Below are 14,839 nucleotides of genomic sequence, written 5' to 3' on the forward strand. Positions count from 1 at the left end.
TATCATTTCCATTCTGGAGAAAATTCTTTCATCTAAAAGGGATTTTTCTTGTTTACGGAGAATAGTTGAATAGACTATACTGGATAAATATTCTTGCAGAAAAGGTGGTGCGCATGATCAAAAAGGCTTTTTATTCTATCATCTGCCTGCTCCTATTATTAGGTTCATCTCCAATATGGTGGCCTGATAAAGCAGCTGCTGAAGGATCGACTGTTACAATCGGGACAGATACAGTAAATGTCAGGAATGGACCCGGACTGAGCTTTCCTGTATCCAAGCAGGTACATAAAGGCGATGAGTTTAAGATTGTTTCCCAGGAAAATGAATGGTATGAAGTCCAGTTAAGTCCTTCCAAAACCGGATGGGTTGCTGAATGGCTTGTGAAGTCTAAAGCTGGACAAACTGCCTTGAGCGGAAGTGTCACGGAGAACGGTCTCAGGGTAAGGGACGGGGCCGGAACCGATTATCCGGTGATTGATACTCTATCCAAGGGGCAGGAAGTGGAAATAGTCGAGACCAGCGGCAGCTGGTATAAGATTTCAGCCGGAGGCCAATCCGGATGGGTACATAGGGACTATATTGCATCAGGAAGTAGTACAGGTACTGATTCAGAACCGGATCAAGTCAGTACAGAAGAATGGACCGGGGTTTCGACTGTTGATTCATTGAACATCCGCAGTTCAGCCGGCCTGAATACAAGCATTCTTGGTAAATTAAGCAAAGGAAGCACCGTTTCGGTCACCGGAAGTATGTCCGGATGGTATCGAATTCAATACCAAGGCAGCGAGGGCTGGGTAAGCAGCCAGTATATCGAGAAATCCATGCCTGCTCCTGCTTCTTCAGAAAACAGCAGCCACCCCGGTTATGGAAAAGTATCCATCTATTCCTTGAATGTCCGGGACAAAGCAAGCCTTGACGGCAAAGTTGTCGGTTCAGTAGAGCAAGGGGAATCCTATGAAATACTGGAGGAGAAGAACAATTGGTACAAGCTCTCTTTAAAAGGCGGCAAAACCGGCTGGGCTGCAGGCTGGTACATCGAGAAGACAGCTGGCCAACAGGCGGAGAAAAAGGCAGGCAATGACACATCTGGACAAGTTCAAATCCTTTACAACGGTACAAACCTCAGGAGTGAAGCCTCTACAGGTGCACCGGTTGTTGCACGTGCTTCTTCCGGGGAATCATTCGCCATCCAGGAGAAACAAGGGGACTGGTACAAGGTTGCGATGAATGACGGACAGTCGGCTTATTTAGCCGGATGGATTGTCTCTGTATCTGATACCAGCGGCAACCCTGAACCTGTCAACAAGCCGAAAACCGGCGGACTCAAAGGAAAGACCATAGTGATTGACCCGGGACACGGTGGACATGACAGCGGAACGATCGGCTACAGAGGCACTCTTGAAAAGGAGTTGACCCTGTCGACTTCTCAATTGTTATTCGATCTATTGAGAAACGCTGGCGCCGATGTCAAATTGACCCGAAGTGATGATACGTATTACTCACTGAATACAAGGGTTGCACTTGCCCATTACCATGACAGTGATGCCTTTATCAGTATTCATTATGACAGCATCAATGATTCATCCATCAAGGGCTATACCTCCTATTATTATCATCAATACCAGAAGGAATTATCACAGACTATCCTCGATAGCCTGTCGGAACAGTTGTCTTCAAAAAATAGGGGAGTCAAGAAAGGCGACTACTATGTCATCCGTGAAAACAAGCAGCCGGCTGTCCTCCTTGAACTTGGCTATTTGAGCAACCCTTCAGAGGAAGCGTCAGTCACTACCCACAGCTTTCAGGATATGGCTGCCAGAAGTATCTATAACGGGCTTACAGATTATTTTGCAGACTAAAACTACAAAAGGGATGAAGATTTTATAAAATCTTCATCCTTTTTGGTTACTTGCTTTCAATAATGAGGGTAACAGGGCCGTCATTGACCAGCTGGACGTCCATCATGCTGCCGAAAACACCTGTTTCCACATGTACTCCTTTTCTCCGGAGCTCATCATTGAAATAATCATATAGCTTTTCTGCCTGCGAAGGTTTAGCTGCCTCCATGAAATTGGGCCGCCTTCCTTTACGGCAGTCCCCGTATAAGGTGAATTGTGATACCGAAAGGATTTCCTTGCCTTCATCAAGCAGAGAACGGTTCATTTTCCCTTCCTCATCCTCGAAAACACGAAGATTGACAATTTTGTCTGCGAGCCAGTCAGCATCTTTCTCTATGTCCTCATGCGTGATTCCGACCAGGAGTACGAATCCTGATTCTATTTGGCCGCTGAGTCTGCCGTCTGCTGTCACAGATGCATTACGGGTACGCTGCAACACTACTTTCATCTTGTTATTAACTCCTTAATTCATGATTCTTCTGACAGCATAAATATCCGAGATCTGCTTGATCCGTTCCACTACCCTGTGCAGATGGGAGATATTCTGAATTGAAATCGACATATTGATGGTGGCCATCTTATTACGATCGGACTTGCCGCTTACAGCCGAAATATTTGTTTTGGTTTCATTGACTGCCTGAAGGACTTCATTGAGGAGGCCCCTTCGGTCAAATCCTGAAATTTCGATGTCCACATTGTATTCTTTGCGGTTAGGGAAATCACTTTCCCATTCAACGGGAATCAGCCTTTGTTCCGCATTCTCCGCAGAAACATTTGTACAGTCGGAGCGGTGGACGGATACTCCGCGCCCTTTTGTAATAAACCCGATGATTTCATCACCAGGTACCGGGTTGCAGCACCTTGAAAGCCTGATAAGCAGGTTATCGATCCCCTTCACCTGAACCCCTGCGTCCCTTTTCCTTTTCACAGGCTGGTTTGCTTTCAGCTCAGTGATCGTTTCCTGAAGGGATTCTTCCTGATCACGTTTCTTCCTAAGCTTTTCTGTCAGCCTGTTGGCGAGCTGTGCTGCCGTAATACCGCTGTACCCGACTGCTGCATACATATCTTCTTCATTCATGAAATTGAACTTTTCAGCTACACGCGAAACATTCTCAGGCGTTAAAACTTCTTTAAGCTCAAATTCCAGATTTTTGATCTCTTTTTCAACAAGTTCCCGGCCCTTTTCAATATTTTCTTCACGCTGCTGCTTTTTGAAGAACGTTTTGATTTTGTTTTTAGCCTGGGACGTCTGAGCTAATTTCAGCCAGTCCTTGCTTGGACCATAGGAGTGTTTGGATGTAAGGATCTCTATGATATCACCGGTATGAAGCTTATAATCCAGGGTGACCATCTTCCCGTTCACTTTGGCACCGATAGTCTTGTTTCCGATTTCGGAGTGGATTCGGTAGGCAAAATCAATCGGGACAGACCCCGCAGGCAGTTCAATGACATCTCCTTTTGGAGTGAAGATGAATACCATATCCGAGAACAAGTCAATCTTCAATGATTCCATGAATTCTTCTGCGTTTGCTGATTCATTTTGGAATTCAAGGATTTCCCTGAACCAGGTAAGTTTCTTTTCAAACGTAGATTTCTCATCAACGTTCTGACCTTCTTTGTATGCCCAGTGAGCCGCAACCCCGTATTCGGCTATCTGATGCATCTCGGTTGTCCTGATCTGCACTTCAAGGGGGTCCCCTTTTGGACCGATAACCGTTGTATGGAGGGATTGATACATATTCGGCTTCGGCATGGCGATATAATCCTTGAAACGGCCTGGCATCGGTTTCCAGCACGTATGGATGATCCCCAAAACTGCATAACAATCCTTAATGCTTTCCACTACGATCCGTACAGCAAGCAAATCATAAATCTCGTTGAACTGCTTGTTCTGAAGTGCCATTTTCCGGTAGATGCTATAGATATGCTTCGGCCGTCCGGAGATATCCGCTTCAATCTTCACTTCGCCGAGGCTTGACTTCACTTCATCTATTACCTCATCAAGGTATTGCTCCCGCTCCGCTCTTTTCTTTTTCATCAAGTTAACGATCCTATAGTATTGTTGAGGGTTCAAATAACGGAGAGCCGTATCTTCCAATTCCCACTTGATTTTGGAAATACCCAGACGGTGGGCCAAAGGTGCAAAGATTTCCAGGGTTTCATTGGAAATCCTCCGCTGTTTCTCACTTGGGAGATGCTTTAGGGTCCTCATGTTATGAAGGCGGTCCGCAAGTTTGATCAGTATCACACGGATATCCTGCGCCATTGCGACAAACATTTTCCTGTGATTTTCAGCCTGCTGTTCTTCCTGGGATTTATACTTGATTTTCCCCAGCTTGGTGACGCCATCCACCAGCATAGCGACTTCTTTCCCGAATTTGTCTTCTATTTCTTCCAGGGTGATGTCTGTATCCTCCACGACATCATGCAGGAAGCCCCCGGCAATTGTAGAGGGATCCATTTCCAGATCGGCAAGGATGCCGGCTACCTGAATAGGGTGGATGATATACGGTTCACCTGACTTCCGGAATTGTTCTTTGTGTGCTTCCTTGGCAAATTCATATGCCTTTTGCACCAGGGAGACATCCTGCTCGGGTAAATATTCACTTGTCTTTTTTACGACCTCTTCGGGGGTCAATACCTGATCTTTTGCCATCAGCAAAATCACCTTTACAATATATTAAATTCATCCGATCCATATTGAAACCAAGTAATACAAATCTCTCAACAGGATGATGAATCCTTGTTCATAATAAAAAAGCGTATTGTATACTATTATCAAAAAAAATAGAAGATATGTAAAGCCTTCAACATAAAAAAAGGCTCTTTTTGTCGAAAAATATTTACCATTTCGAAATAAAAACGTTTACACCAATAAAAAAAAGAAAGGACTGAGCAATCGGATATAAATCTTCCTTCTCAGTCCTCTGTCTTTTATACTATTCAGATCGAAGTAATTAGTATTGCATTAATGTCATAATATCATAGCCGTCAAGTTTATCGCGGCCGTCAAGGTAAGTCAACTCAATAAGGAATGCCGTACCTGCAACAATCCCGCCCAATTCTTCTACAAGCTTGATTGTTGCTTCGATTGTGCCCCCTGTTGCCAGCAAGTCGTCCGTGATCAGCACACGCTGGCCAGGCCTGATGGCATCTTTATGGATTGTCAGCGCATCCTTTCCGTATTCAAGGCCGTAATCTACACTGATCGTTTCACGAGGCAGTTTGCCCGGCTTGCGGACAGGCGCAAAACCTACTCCAAGTGCATAAGCGACAGGGCAGCCGATGATGAAACCTCTAGCTTCTGGTCCTACTACCAAATCAATTTGCTTTTCTTTTGCATATTCGACAATTTGATCGGTAGCATATCTATACGCATCGCCGTTATCCATCAAAGTTGTGATGTCTTTGAACCTGATTCCTTCTTTAGGCCAGTTTTCGACGATAGTAACGTATTGTTTTAAGTCCATGCTTAAAAATCCTCCTCATATGTTGCAGACCATACCAGTCTTCTTATCAAACCAATCCTTCAGTTCCTGATAAGATGAATACAACAATTCATTCTCTAGAATATATTGTTCCTGTTTTTGGCGGTAAGTGACCGATTCTTCCAAATCTCTCTTAACCTTTACAGGATTGACGGAAATTAATCCATTTTTTATTGTAACAAAATCGAGTTCAAAAAACACCTTTGACATGAATTCAATTGTTTCCTTCGACCAGCCTTTATGCTGGGCAAGCTGGCCTCCATGTTTCTTGAGGTCGAAAGATTCCCTTTTTAAGAGGAAACCATAGTACCATTTAAAATGATCACGGTTTGGGACAGTACTGAAAAAGTGATCCTCCTCATGGTCAAAATGCGCATATATCCGTTCTGGTTCCGTAACTCTGACGACGGCCTCCAGCCATTCCGCTTGTGGGGGCAGATCAAGGAAGACAACATTTGCTGCAGGCCCTGGCAGATTTCCTGCTTCTTCAGTGGAAGAGATCAGCAAAATATCATCTTTGCGTGCATCAAGCGGCAGCCGGTCAATTGTGGTCTGATTGAAAGCGACAATTTTCGTGTTGCCGGATGGCACCTTATCGAACCACCTGTTAACAGGTTTGATTCCCCTCATATCAAACAGCTGCCAATGGTCGACTGTAAGATCCTTGAGGAACATCTGGGGCTTCCTGATATTATTCCATTCATTGATGGAAAGCTCACCGATAACGGAAAGCTCGGCAAGCGGTGAAATCTCATCTGCGAACTCTCCCATGCCAAACCCGACGCTGTCCAATGTATAGACATCCTTCTTCAAGGAAAGCTTTAAATGATCCTGGTTTCCACCGATTTTCCTCATGCCGGAGATGGAAACCCCTTCAATCAGCAGCTTCGGTTTGGGATTCCCCATTCCGAAGGGAGCAAGCATTTCCAGCGCTTCAATTGTCTCAAGGTCGATATCCGCTAAATCAATCGAAGCATCCAATTCGGTCAGCGGGATAAAATCTTCTTCAGTCAACTGTTCTGCCGCATATGAATTCAAACGCTTCCTCAATTCCGGGACATCTTCCAATTTCAATGTCATCCCGGCAGCCATTGGATGTCCTCCAAAGTGAGGCAGGAGTTCCCGGCATTGAGATAGATTCTTGAAAAGATCAAACCCGGAAATGCTGCGGGCAGAACCTTTGGCTGTTCCTTTTTCACTATCAAAGCTCAGGACAATCACTGGCCTGTAGAACTTTTCAACAAGCCTGGAAGCAACAATTCCTACAACACCTGAGTTCCATCCTTCTTTGCCTATGACTAGAACAGAATTTTCGGTAAGGGGAAATTCAGTGTTCACCATCTCAACCGCTTCCTGTGTCATCTCATTCACAATGGTTTGTCTTTCTTTATTGATGCCATCGATTTCCTGGGCAATCGCTGTAGACTCTTCCAGGTCATTCGATAACATCAAATCAACAGCCGGGTCCGCATCTCCCAGCCTTCCGATCGCATTGATCCTCGGGGCTATGGCGAACCCTACCGTCTCTTCGGTGATTTCGTTCATTTGTGCTTTAGCCGCTTTGCAAAGGGCTTTTAAACCAGGGCGCTGGCTTGTCCGCATCTTCTCCAGCCCCTTCTTGGCAATCGCCCTGTTTTCACCTTTCAAAGGAACGAGATCTGCAATCGTTCCAATTGCAGCCAGGTCAAGAAGGTGTTCCGGGAATGTTCCGTACAAGGCATGAGCAAATTTGAATGCCACTCCAACACCCGCCAGATCGGAGCAGGGGTATGTACTGCCTTCCCTTTTCGGATGAAGGATCGCCAGGGCTTCAGGAAGTTCAGGACCTGGTTCATGATGGTCCGTTATGATCAAGTCGACTCCCAATTCCTTAGCAAGCTGAGCTTCCTTCAGTGCCGCTATTCCGGTATCCACTGTAATGATCAGTGAAAAGCCTTCCTCTGCAGCCCAGCGGAAAGCATTTTCATTCGGTCCGTACCCTTCTGTAAATCGGTTTGGTATATAAAAATGAGCTTCAGCCCCGAGGTCCAGGAGGGTCTGCATCATGGTTGAAGTTGAACTGACGCCATCCGCATCGTAATCCCCAAAGATCAGTATGGCTTCCCCAGACTCAATTGCCTTTTTCACCCGTTCAACCGCTTTCCCCATATCCATCATTAAATATGGATCATGGAAAGGCTGGTCTTCACCATATAAAAAGGTCTTCGCTTCATCTATATCATGTATCCCCCGGTTAGCCAGAAGCTTGCTGACTATTGGAGGCAGGTTCAACTCTTCTTGTAATTTCCTGCTATTTGCTTCACTGTGGTCTTTGACTACCCAGCGCGATTTTGATTTTAACATACGTTCACCCCTCAGCCTTTCCTATTATACAAAATGGGGTCCGGCCTTTCAATCAGAGAAACATGGAAACCAAGATGGTATGCTGTTGAATTTGGTGAAGATTGAGTGTGGGATGGAACTTTCAAAGGACTCTGTTTTTTCTATGAAATTCTTTGGAAGGGCTCCATCCCGATTTAATTCCCTCACACTTTTATTAGGCTGTTTTCGCATAGTTTGTTGCTCTCGGAAAATCGCAGATGCCGGATTTCCACTTGTAATCAAAGGGTTTACTCCCGAAAAAAGGAGGAGAAGCTCTTTTCTTTCCTGCTCTCCGGGGTTCTTACGACTATTTACCAGTATTTTATTTATGTTTATACTGATTAGCAACAAAGTTTAAGAAAAGAGCCGCTTAAAAACCTCTGAAAGGCTCCTCGCCAGCTGCTGATCGAAACCAAACAAAAAGGCGCCCCTGTTTTGGAGCGCCACATCATCAGATACCCGGCTGCTGTCTTTCCTCTTTTGAAGTGTTTTCAGCCGTCAAGTCATCTTTGGCAGAGTCTGCAGCTACAGGTTCATGGCCGCCTGCCTCTTTTTTCAGCTGCTCATTTTCTTTTTGCAGCGATTTAACCTTCCTCTGTATAACGAAAAGCCGGAATAGGCCGACAGAACCAACGATCAGGCCGCCCATCAGTACAGATCCGATGATGACCAGGATCAGCGGCCATTCAGCTTCCCCAAAAAGATAATTCACCCTTACCGGATCAACATTGATTACAGCGAAGATTGCAACAACTAAAGCAAAAATAAGTCCTAAAATCAGATTCCACTGAAATTTCATTGCCTTCCCTCCTTACGTTAAGTCCACTCTCTCTCCATCATTTTCTGCATTATAAGGATTGATGTGAATGAAAACATCCTGTACATCCGGATTCTGCAGCAACCTTTTCTTTACATTTTTCCCTACTTTATGGCCTTCTTCCACAGTGATATGGGGATCGACACTGATTTTCAAATCCACAATAAGATAATGCCCATGTTCCCTTGCATGCAGTTCATTAATGGCAATGACACCTGCCACCTCACTCACTGCATTTCTCAGTTCCTGTGTATCCTCATCATGCAGGACATGATCGAGGGTATTATGGATCGATTCCGCTCCCAATTTCCAAGCCATCCGCAAGACGAGTAAAGAAACAAATACTCCAGCTACCGGATCCCCATACTCAAGCCAGTCGATTCCTAACATTCCCCCGAACATGGCAGCCCCGATACCAATCAGGGCGGCAATAGAAGAATAGACGTCGGATCGATGTTCATAGGCATTTACAATGAGGGCATCGCTTTTCAGTTTTTTACCCAATCTGTACTTATACTGAAACATTGCCTCTTTTACGACAATACCAAAGATGACTGCATAGATGGCAATGGCTGTTGGAGGACTGATGGGATGGAAAAATGATTCAATAGAAGATTTTCCGATTTCAATCCCCACCAAAAATAACAAAACTGCCACAATGATGGCCGCAATGGATTCTGCTTTTCCATGGCCATATGGGTGATCTTCATCAGGCGGCTGCTTTGCCGCACGCAATCCTATGTAAACAGCCAAAGAACCTGCAACATCAGAAGCAGAGTGCACAGCATCGGCAATAAGCGCCTTACTATTGCCGGCTATGCCAGCCCACCACTTGATGCCTGCAAGCAGGAGGTTTCCGACAACTCCTACCATGGCTGCAAATTCAGCTTTCTTAAAACGATCATCTGTGCTCATTGCTGTCCCCCCTTATTCCACTTTATTGTAACCCATTCCCCTCCAATCTATCTCCTGAAACACATAAAAGGACGAGCCGCCGGCACTCCTGCCGGCAAACCCGTCCTTCTGCAAAATTCCGGTTATACCTGTGGTTCGTCGGAAAATTTCTTCTTCTCTTTGAATGTGATGATTGTTCCCTTCTTCTTCAGTTCCTTCTTCTTCAATACAATCCATAGCTGTGAAGCAATGAATACAGAAGAGTAAGTACCTGAAATCAGACCAACCAGCAAGGCAATCGAGAAGTTTGTAATCGTTTCACTGCCGAAAATCATCAAAGCTACGACAGTAAATACTACTGTAATAACAGTGCTGACTGACCGCGTAAGCGTCTGGCGCAAACTTTTGTTCACGACTTCTTCAATATCTTCAACCGTTTTCAAACGGCGCTTCTTCTGAAGATTCTCACGCAGCCTGTCAAACGTTACGATCGTATCGTTAATTGAATAACCGACGATTGTCAGGACTGCCGCGATAAATGTCAAATCCACTTCAAGGCGTGTCAGGCTGAAGAACGCAATGATAAAGAAGGCATCATGCATTAGGGCAACGATGGCCCCGACAGCCATATAAACCTCAAAGCGAAGGGTGACATAGATAATGATGCCGATCGAAGCGATTGCAACAGCGATCATCGCATTCTTTGCCAGCTCCTTGCCAATGATCGGTGATACTGTACTGATGTTCGGCTCTGCGTCATAAACCTCGCTGAAGTGATTCTTCAACTCGGCAATCTCATCCTTATTCAGGACCTCTGTATATCGGACTACGCCTATTTCATTATTATCCCCGGAAAGGACAATTTCATCTGAAGGGTATCCGGCTTCCTCAAGTTCTTCTGATACACTTTCGGCAGTCAAGCCCTCATTGGACAGGATCTCCATTCGTGTACCTTGAGCAAAGTCGATACCGAGGTTCAGTCTGAAAACGGCCAGAATGATTAATCCTGCGGCAATCAAAATACCTGAAAGGGCAAAGAATTTATTACGCTGCTTAGCAAAGTCAAACTTATCAAATTTCGTAGGAAGGTCAAGGGTATCATAATTATCCGCAATGTCCTTGACGTCCTTAGGATTCACACCAAGCCAGGAAGGCTTTTTGTTTAATGCGCCGCTGTTCACCCATAAGCCCAACAGCAGTCTGGACCCCCATACAGCTGTCAGGAAGCTTGCCAGGATACTGACAATCAACATAGTGGCAAACCCTTTGACGGAGCTGTTTCCGAAATAGAACAACACTGCTCCGGCAAGGATTGTTGTCACGTTTGCATCCAGGATGGTCATGAAGGAAGATTTGTTACCTGCCTGGAATGCTGCGCGTACACTTTTCCCTACCTTTAATTCTTCCTTGATCCGTTCATAGGTGATGATATTGGCATCCACGGCCATTCCGACACCAAGGATCAGGGCGGCAATTCCCGGGAGTGTGAGCACCCCATTCATCATATCGAAAATCCATAGAATCAAGAAAATATAGACGGACAAAGTAATCATGGCGATGAAACCAGGGAAGCGGTAGAAAATCAGCATGAACAGGAATACGATCGCTATACCGATGATTCCTGCTGTTACCGTCTTATCCATTGCTTGTTCCCCGAATTTGGCACCGACCGATGTGGAATAAACTTCAGTCAGCTTCACAGGCAGAGCACCCGCATCCAGAAGGGCTGCCAGGTTTTGTGCTTCTTCCACTGTAAAGTTACCTGTAATTTGAACTTCTTCAGAGTTGATCGGCTTAGATACTTGAGGATCGGATAGGAATTTCGGGTCCTCTTTGGCTAATTCCTTTTCATAAGAATCAACGCCTTCTTCAAAATCCAGCCAGATGACAAGTCTGTTATCTGGTGGAGGTTCTTGAGAGAGTTCTTTCGTCAGATCATAGAACTGCTGATGGTCTTTCAGAGTCAGCGATACAATCGGATTATTACTCTGGTCGAATGTCTGCTGTGCTCCTCCTGATACCAGGTCAGAACCATCCAGTCTCACTTCATCGTTAACATCCCTGAAGGTCAGGTTAGCCTGAGTGGACAGGATTTCCCTGGCTTGGTTCTGGTCTTCGACTCCGGCGAGCTGAACACGGATGCGGTTGCCGTCTTCAATTTGGATATTCGGTTCGCTGACACCCAGGACGTTGATCCTTTTATCCAGCGCGTCCGCAGTGTTGGCCACCGTTTCACTGGTGATCTTATCACCGTCTTTGATTGGCTCCACTTGATAGAGAACTTCAAAGCCCCCCTGCAAGTCCAAACCGAGCTTGATGTCCTTTAAAATATTGCTTGTTGTGCCTCCGATCAATCCTCCCAATAATAGAACGATGACGAAGAAAGCAACAATCCTGCTACGTTTTACCATTATGTATGAATCCTCCTTGCAAATACCCAGGGCAGTGCCCCTCAATTTTTAATTTAGGCCAGACTGCACCTGAATTGTACCAATATTCCCATTATGAATTAGAAGTAATTGACTGTCAATTCAATATTTTTCCAGTTTTATGTCGGTTTTTTGCCCGGTTTCAACAGCTCTTTCAGCTCATCCTCATTCAAGTCTGTAAACCAATTAGGAGAACGGTATGCCTCCACCGTCTCAAAACTCATATATTCGCCTGGCTTAACACTCATTATGTCGCTTACCAGCTCAAACACCCTTATTTCTTCCTTGGGTTTCTTCCATTTTTTCTTTAACAGGTATGTCCACAAGCTTTCAACAGTTGCTTCCCCATAGCCAAGCACTGCAAATTCCTCCACTTTACTGGTAAGTGCCGGCTCGACATCATAATAAAAACTACTGTACGGATGTTTTAAAACATTCATCTTTGTCCTCCGCTCCATTTTCAAAATACCAACAACTTGTCATGCTTTGTCCAACCTGATGCATATAGTTAATTGTATACGATATTACGATTTTTGAGAAGGCAGGGAATACAATGTCTAAATTCTTAAAGGGCACTATGATTTTGATGGGCGCTGCCCTGATTACCAGGATCCTTGGATTTATAAACAGGATTGTCGTTGCACGGTTTATCGGTGAAGAGGGCGTCGGCCTATTCATGATGGCTTTCCCAACTTTGATCCTCGTAATAACTATTACACAGATGGGTCTCCCTGTGGCGATTTCGAAGAGTGTTGCAGAGGCGGAAGTACAGGGGGACATTAAAAAGGTAAAGAAGATTCTTGCAGTATCGCTTGCGATCACTGTCTCTCTTTCATTATTATTCACCCCTGCGCTGATATTGCTTGCTCCCTATTTGTCTGAAACGCTGTTCACTGATTCCCGTACTTACTATCCATTGGTAGCGATTGCACCTATCATCCCGATAGTGGCCGTTTCTTCCGTCATCAGAGGCTATTTCCAGGGAAGACAGAACATGAAGCCGGCAGCGATTTCCCAAGTCATCGAGCAGGTTGTCCGCATTTCGCTGATCGCTGTCATGACCAAGACATTCCTCCCCTATGGAATTGAATACGCGGCGGCGGCAGCTATGGCAGCTTCAGTTCTGGGTGAACTCGCTTCCCTTCTCTATATGTTCACGGCATTCAAGCTCAAGAAGAAATTCAAAGTGAGAAGAAACTTCTTCACAGCAATTAAATCCGGCCGTTCGACTTTAGATGAATTATTGAGGGTTGCGATTCCAACAACAGGCAGCAGGATGATCGGATCGATTTCCTGGTTTTTTGAACCTATTGTCGTTGCCCACAGTCTCGCCCTGGCAGGAGTGGCGACTTCCCTTGCAACCAAACAATACGGCTCCCTGACAGGATTTGCACTGCCTTTATTATTCCTGCCGTCCTTCATCACTGTCTCGCTATCCACTTCGCTGGTTCCCGCTGTCAGTGAAGCCAATAAGCAGCAAAACTTTCAGTTGATTGAACACCGGCTGACACAGGCTTTAAGGTTCTGCCTTATTACCGGAGGGATTGCCGTGGTCCTCTTGTTCATATTTGCTGAACCGCTTATGACGGTGATGTACGGCAGCAGCAGCGGAGCAGGATTTGTAATGATTATGGCTCCATTTTTCCTGTTTTATTATTACCAGGGTCCTCTCCAGGCAGTCCTGCAGGCGCTTGACCTGGCAAGGGCAGCCATGATCAACAGTTTAATCGGAGCTGTTGTGAAGACGGCCATCATCTTCATTCTGGCTTCACAGCCTGCCTTCGGAATCAATGGGGCTGCACTTGGGATCGTTACAGGGATGATGCTTGTGACAATGCTCCATTTTGCCACCATTCTCAAGACCATTCCAATGACGATATATGTAAAGGATTATTTGAAGTTTACTGTTGTCATGGCTTGTACAGGGATCAGCGGTCATTATCTCTATACAGCGGCCTTGCAGGACATGCCGCTTGGTCTTCGCCTGGCTGCCGGTGTAGTTGTGACAACCATGCTGTATGTCATTCTTTCCATTCTCTTGAGATTAATCCGGAAAGACGATTTGAAAAGAATTCCGTTCCTGAAGAAACTGGTCATTACTTAAAAAGCCATCCCTGCCTAATAAGCAGGTGATGGCTTTTTCTATATGGGAGAAAAAACAAAGAGCCCTCTTCCCCGCTCCTGAAAATCTTATAGCCAGGGAAAAGAACCGGGAAATGAATTCTTCCGATTTTCGCTAACATCACTACATAATCATTGATCACGTAAATCAATATAAAATTGCCCGTTCTGAAAGCTGCAAAATGATATATTTTCAAGGTTATGATAGTTTTGTTCCCTCAGTCTTTTCCTCAGCCAGAATTCATTTTTCCCAAGCATGTCAAGATGATTCTTCTGAATGATGCCGTCCAAGATCAGCGGCAGGGTCAACGAACCCTCGCCTTTCTTATCTTTTTTTATGACCGACAATGTTCCGGATGGTTCAAGTATTGCAAACTCTACATCAGCAAGATTGCTGACATCTTTCTCTCTGAGCTGGAGCAGCAGATCGTCAAAGTTATATCTTTGGCGCTTCATGGCTTTTTCATCGATCTTCCCATGGCTGATCAGTACGGTCGGTTTTCCGTCTACAATTTCCCTGAACTTCTTGCTTTTCAGAGATAGAAAAGCTGTCCCTATCTGAATGAGAAAGAGAACACCCATCGGGAGCAGAGTGTTCACCAATTGACTGCCAGGCTCTTCAATTGCCAGTACAGCCATCTCTGCAATCATGATAAATACAACCAGGTCCAGAAGACTCAGCTCGCCGATTTCCCTTTTGCCCATCACCCTGAAAATGAATAAAATGACGGCATATAAAAAAATAGTCCTTAGAATAATCACCAAAAACTCGTTCACGTCCCTCTCCTCCTTCAGGTACGTATGCACCCATTATTATGCTCCCGCCAAAAG

At 45.2% G+C, this 14,839-nt stretch carries 11 protein-coding genes; 2 read left to right on the forward strand and 9 right to left on the reverse strand.

The window, feature by feature from the left end; translation table 11 throughout:
• Positions 1-65: 65 nt before the first annotated feature.
• Entirely contained in the window at positions 66-1,859 is a 1,794-nt protein-coding gene (locus tag D3H55_RS03535) for an N-acetylmuramoyl-L-alanine amidase family protein (RefSeq protein WP_168412947.1), read from the forward strand.
• Positions 1,860-1,905: 46 nt separating this feature from the next.
• Here the strand turns inward: D3H55_RS03535 and dtd are convergent, their stop codons facing one another.
• From dtd to D3H55_RS03575, 8 genes are all read right to left on the reverse strand, one after another.
• Positions 1,906-2,346: a D-aminoacyl-tRNA deacylase gene (gene dtd, locus D3H55_RS03540; RefSeq protein WP_119545537.1), complete on the reverse strand. Its 441-nt coding sequence runs from the start codon at positions 2,344-2,346 to the stop codon at positions 1,906-1,908.
• Positions 2,347-2,361: 15 nt separating this feature from the next.
• Complete coding sequence (locus D3H55_RS03545; RefSeq protein ID WP_119545538.1) at positions 2,362-4,554, reverse strand: RelA/SpoT family protein; 2,193 nt, start codon at positions 4,552-4,554, stop codon at positions 2,362-2,364.
• 301 nt (positions 4,555-4,855) lie between these two features.
• On the reverse strand, positions 4,856-5,368 hold the full coding sequence (locus tag D3H55_RS03550; protein ID WP_119545539.1) for an adenine phosphoribosyltransferase: 513 nt from the start codon (positions 5,366-5,368) through the stop codon (positions 4,856-4,858).
• Between the two features lie 15 nt (positions 5,369-5,383).
• Positions 5,384-7,729, reverse strand: coding sequence for a single-stranded-DNA-specific exonuclease RecJ (gene recJ / locus D3H55_RS03555; protein ID WP_119545540.1), 2,346 nt, complete (start codon positions 7,727-7,729; stop codon positions 5,384-5,386).
• Positions 7,730-8,198: 469 nt separating this feature from the next.
• Entirely contained in the window at positions 8,199-8,546 is a 348-nt protein-coding gene (locus D3H55_RS03560) for a LapA family protein (RefSeq protein ID WP_119545541.1), read from the reverse strand.
• A 12-nt stretch (positions 8,547-8,558) separates the two neighbouring features.
• Entirely contained in the window at positions 8,559-9,479 is a 921-nt protein-coding gene (locus D3H55_RS03565; protein ID WP_119545542.1) for a cation diffusion facilitator family transporter, read from the reverse strand.
• A 122-nt stretch (positions 9,480-9,601) separates the two neighbouring features.
• Complete coding sequence (gene secDF, locus D3H55_RS03570; protein ID WP_119545543.1) at positions 9,602-11,869, reverse strand: protein translocase subunit SecDF; 2,268 nt, start codon at positions 11,867-11,869, stop codon at positions 9,602-9,604.
• Between the two features lie 137 nt (positions 11,870-12,006).
• Positions 12,007-12,327, reverse strand: coding sequence for a post-transcriptional regulator (locus D3H55_RS03575; RefSeq protein ID WP_119545544.1), 321 nt, complete (start codon positions 12,325-12,327; stop codon positions 12,007-12,009).
• A 113-nt stretch (positions 12,328-12,440) separates the two neighbouring features.
• On the opposite strand from D3H55_RS03575, the gene spoVB reads away from it, so the two are divergent.
• Positions 12,441-13,991 (forward strand): stage V sporulation protein B, encoded by a 1,551-nt coding sequence (gene spoVB, locus D3H55_RS03580; protein ID WP_119545545.1) that lies wholly within the window; start codon positions 12,441-12,443, stop codon positions 13,989-13,991.
• Between the two features lie 149 nt (positions 13,992-14,140).
• On the opposite strand, the gene D3H55_RS03585 is transcribed toward spoVB, so the two are convergent.
• Positions 14,141-14,785: a DUF421 domain-containing protein gene (locus D3H55_RS03585; RefSeq protein ID WP_119545546.1), complete on the reverse strand. Its 645-nt coding sequence runs from the start codon at positions 14,783-14,785 to the stop codon at positions 14,141-14,143.
• Between the last annotated feature and the right edge of the window lie 54 nt (positions 14,786-14,839).

Source organism: Bacillus salacetis, assembly GCF_003581585.1.
Taxonomy (GTDB): domain Bacteria; phylum Bacillota; class Bacilli; order Bacillales; family Bacillaceae_B; genus Rossellomorea; species Rossellomorea salacetis.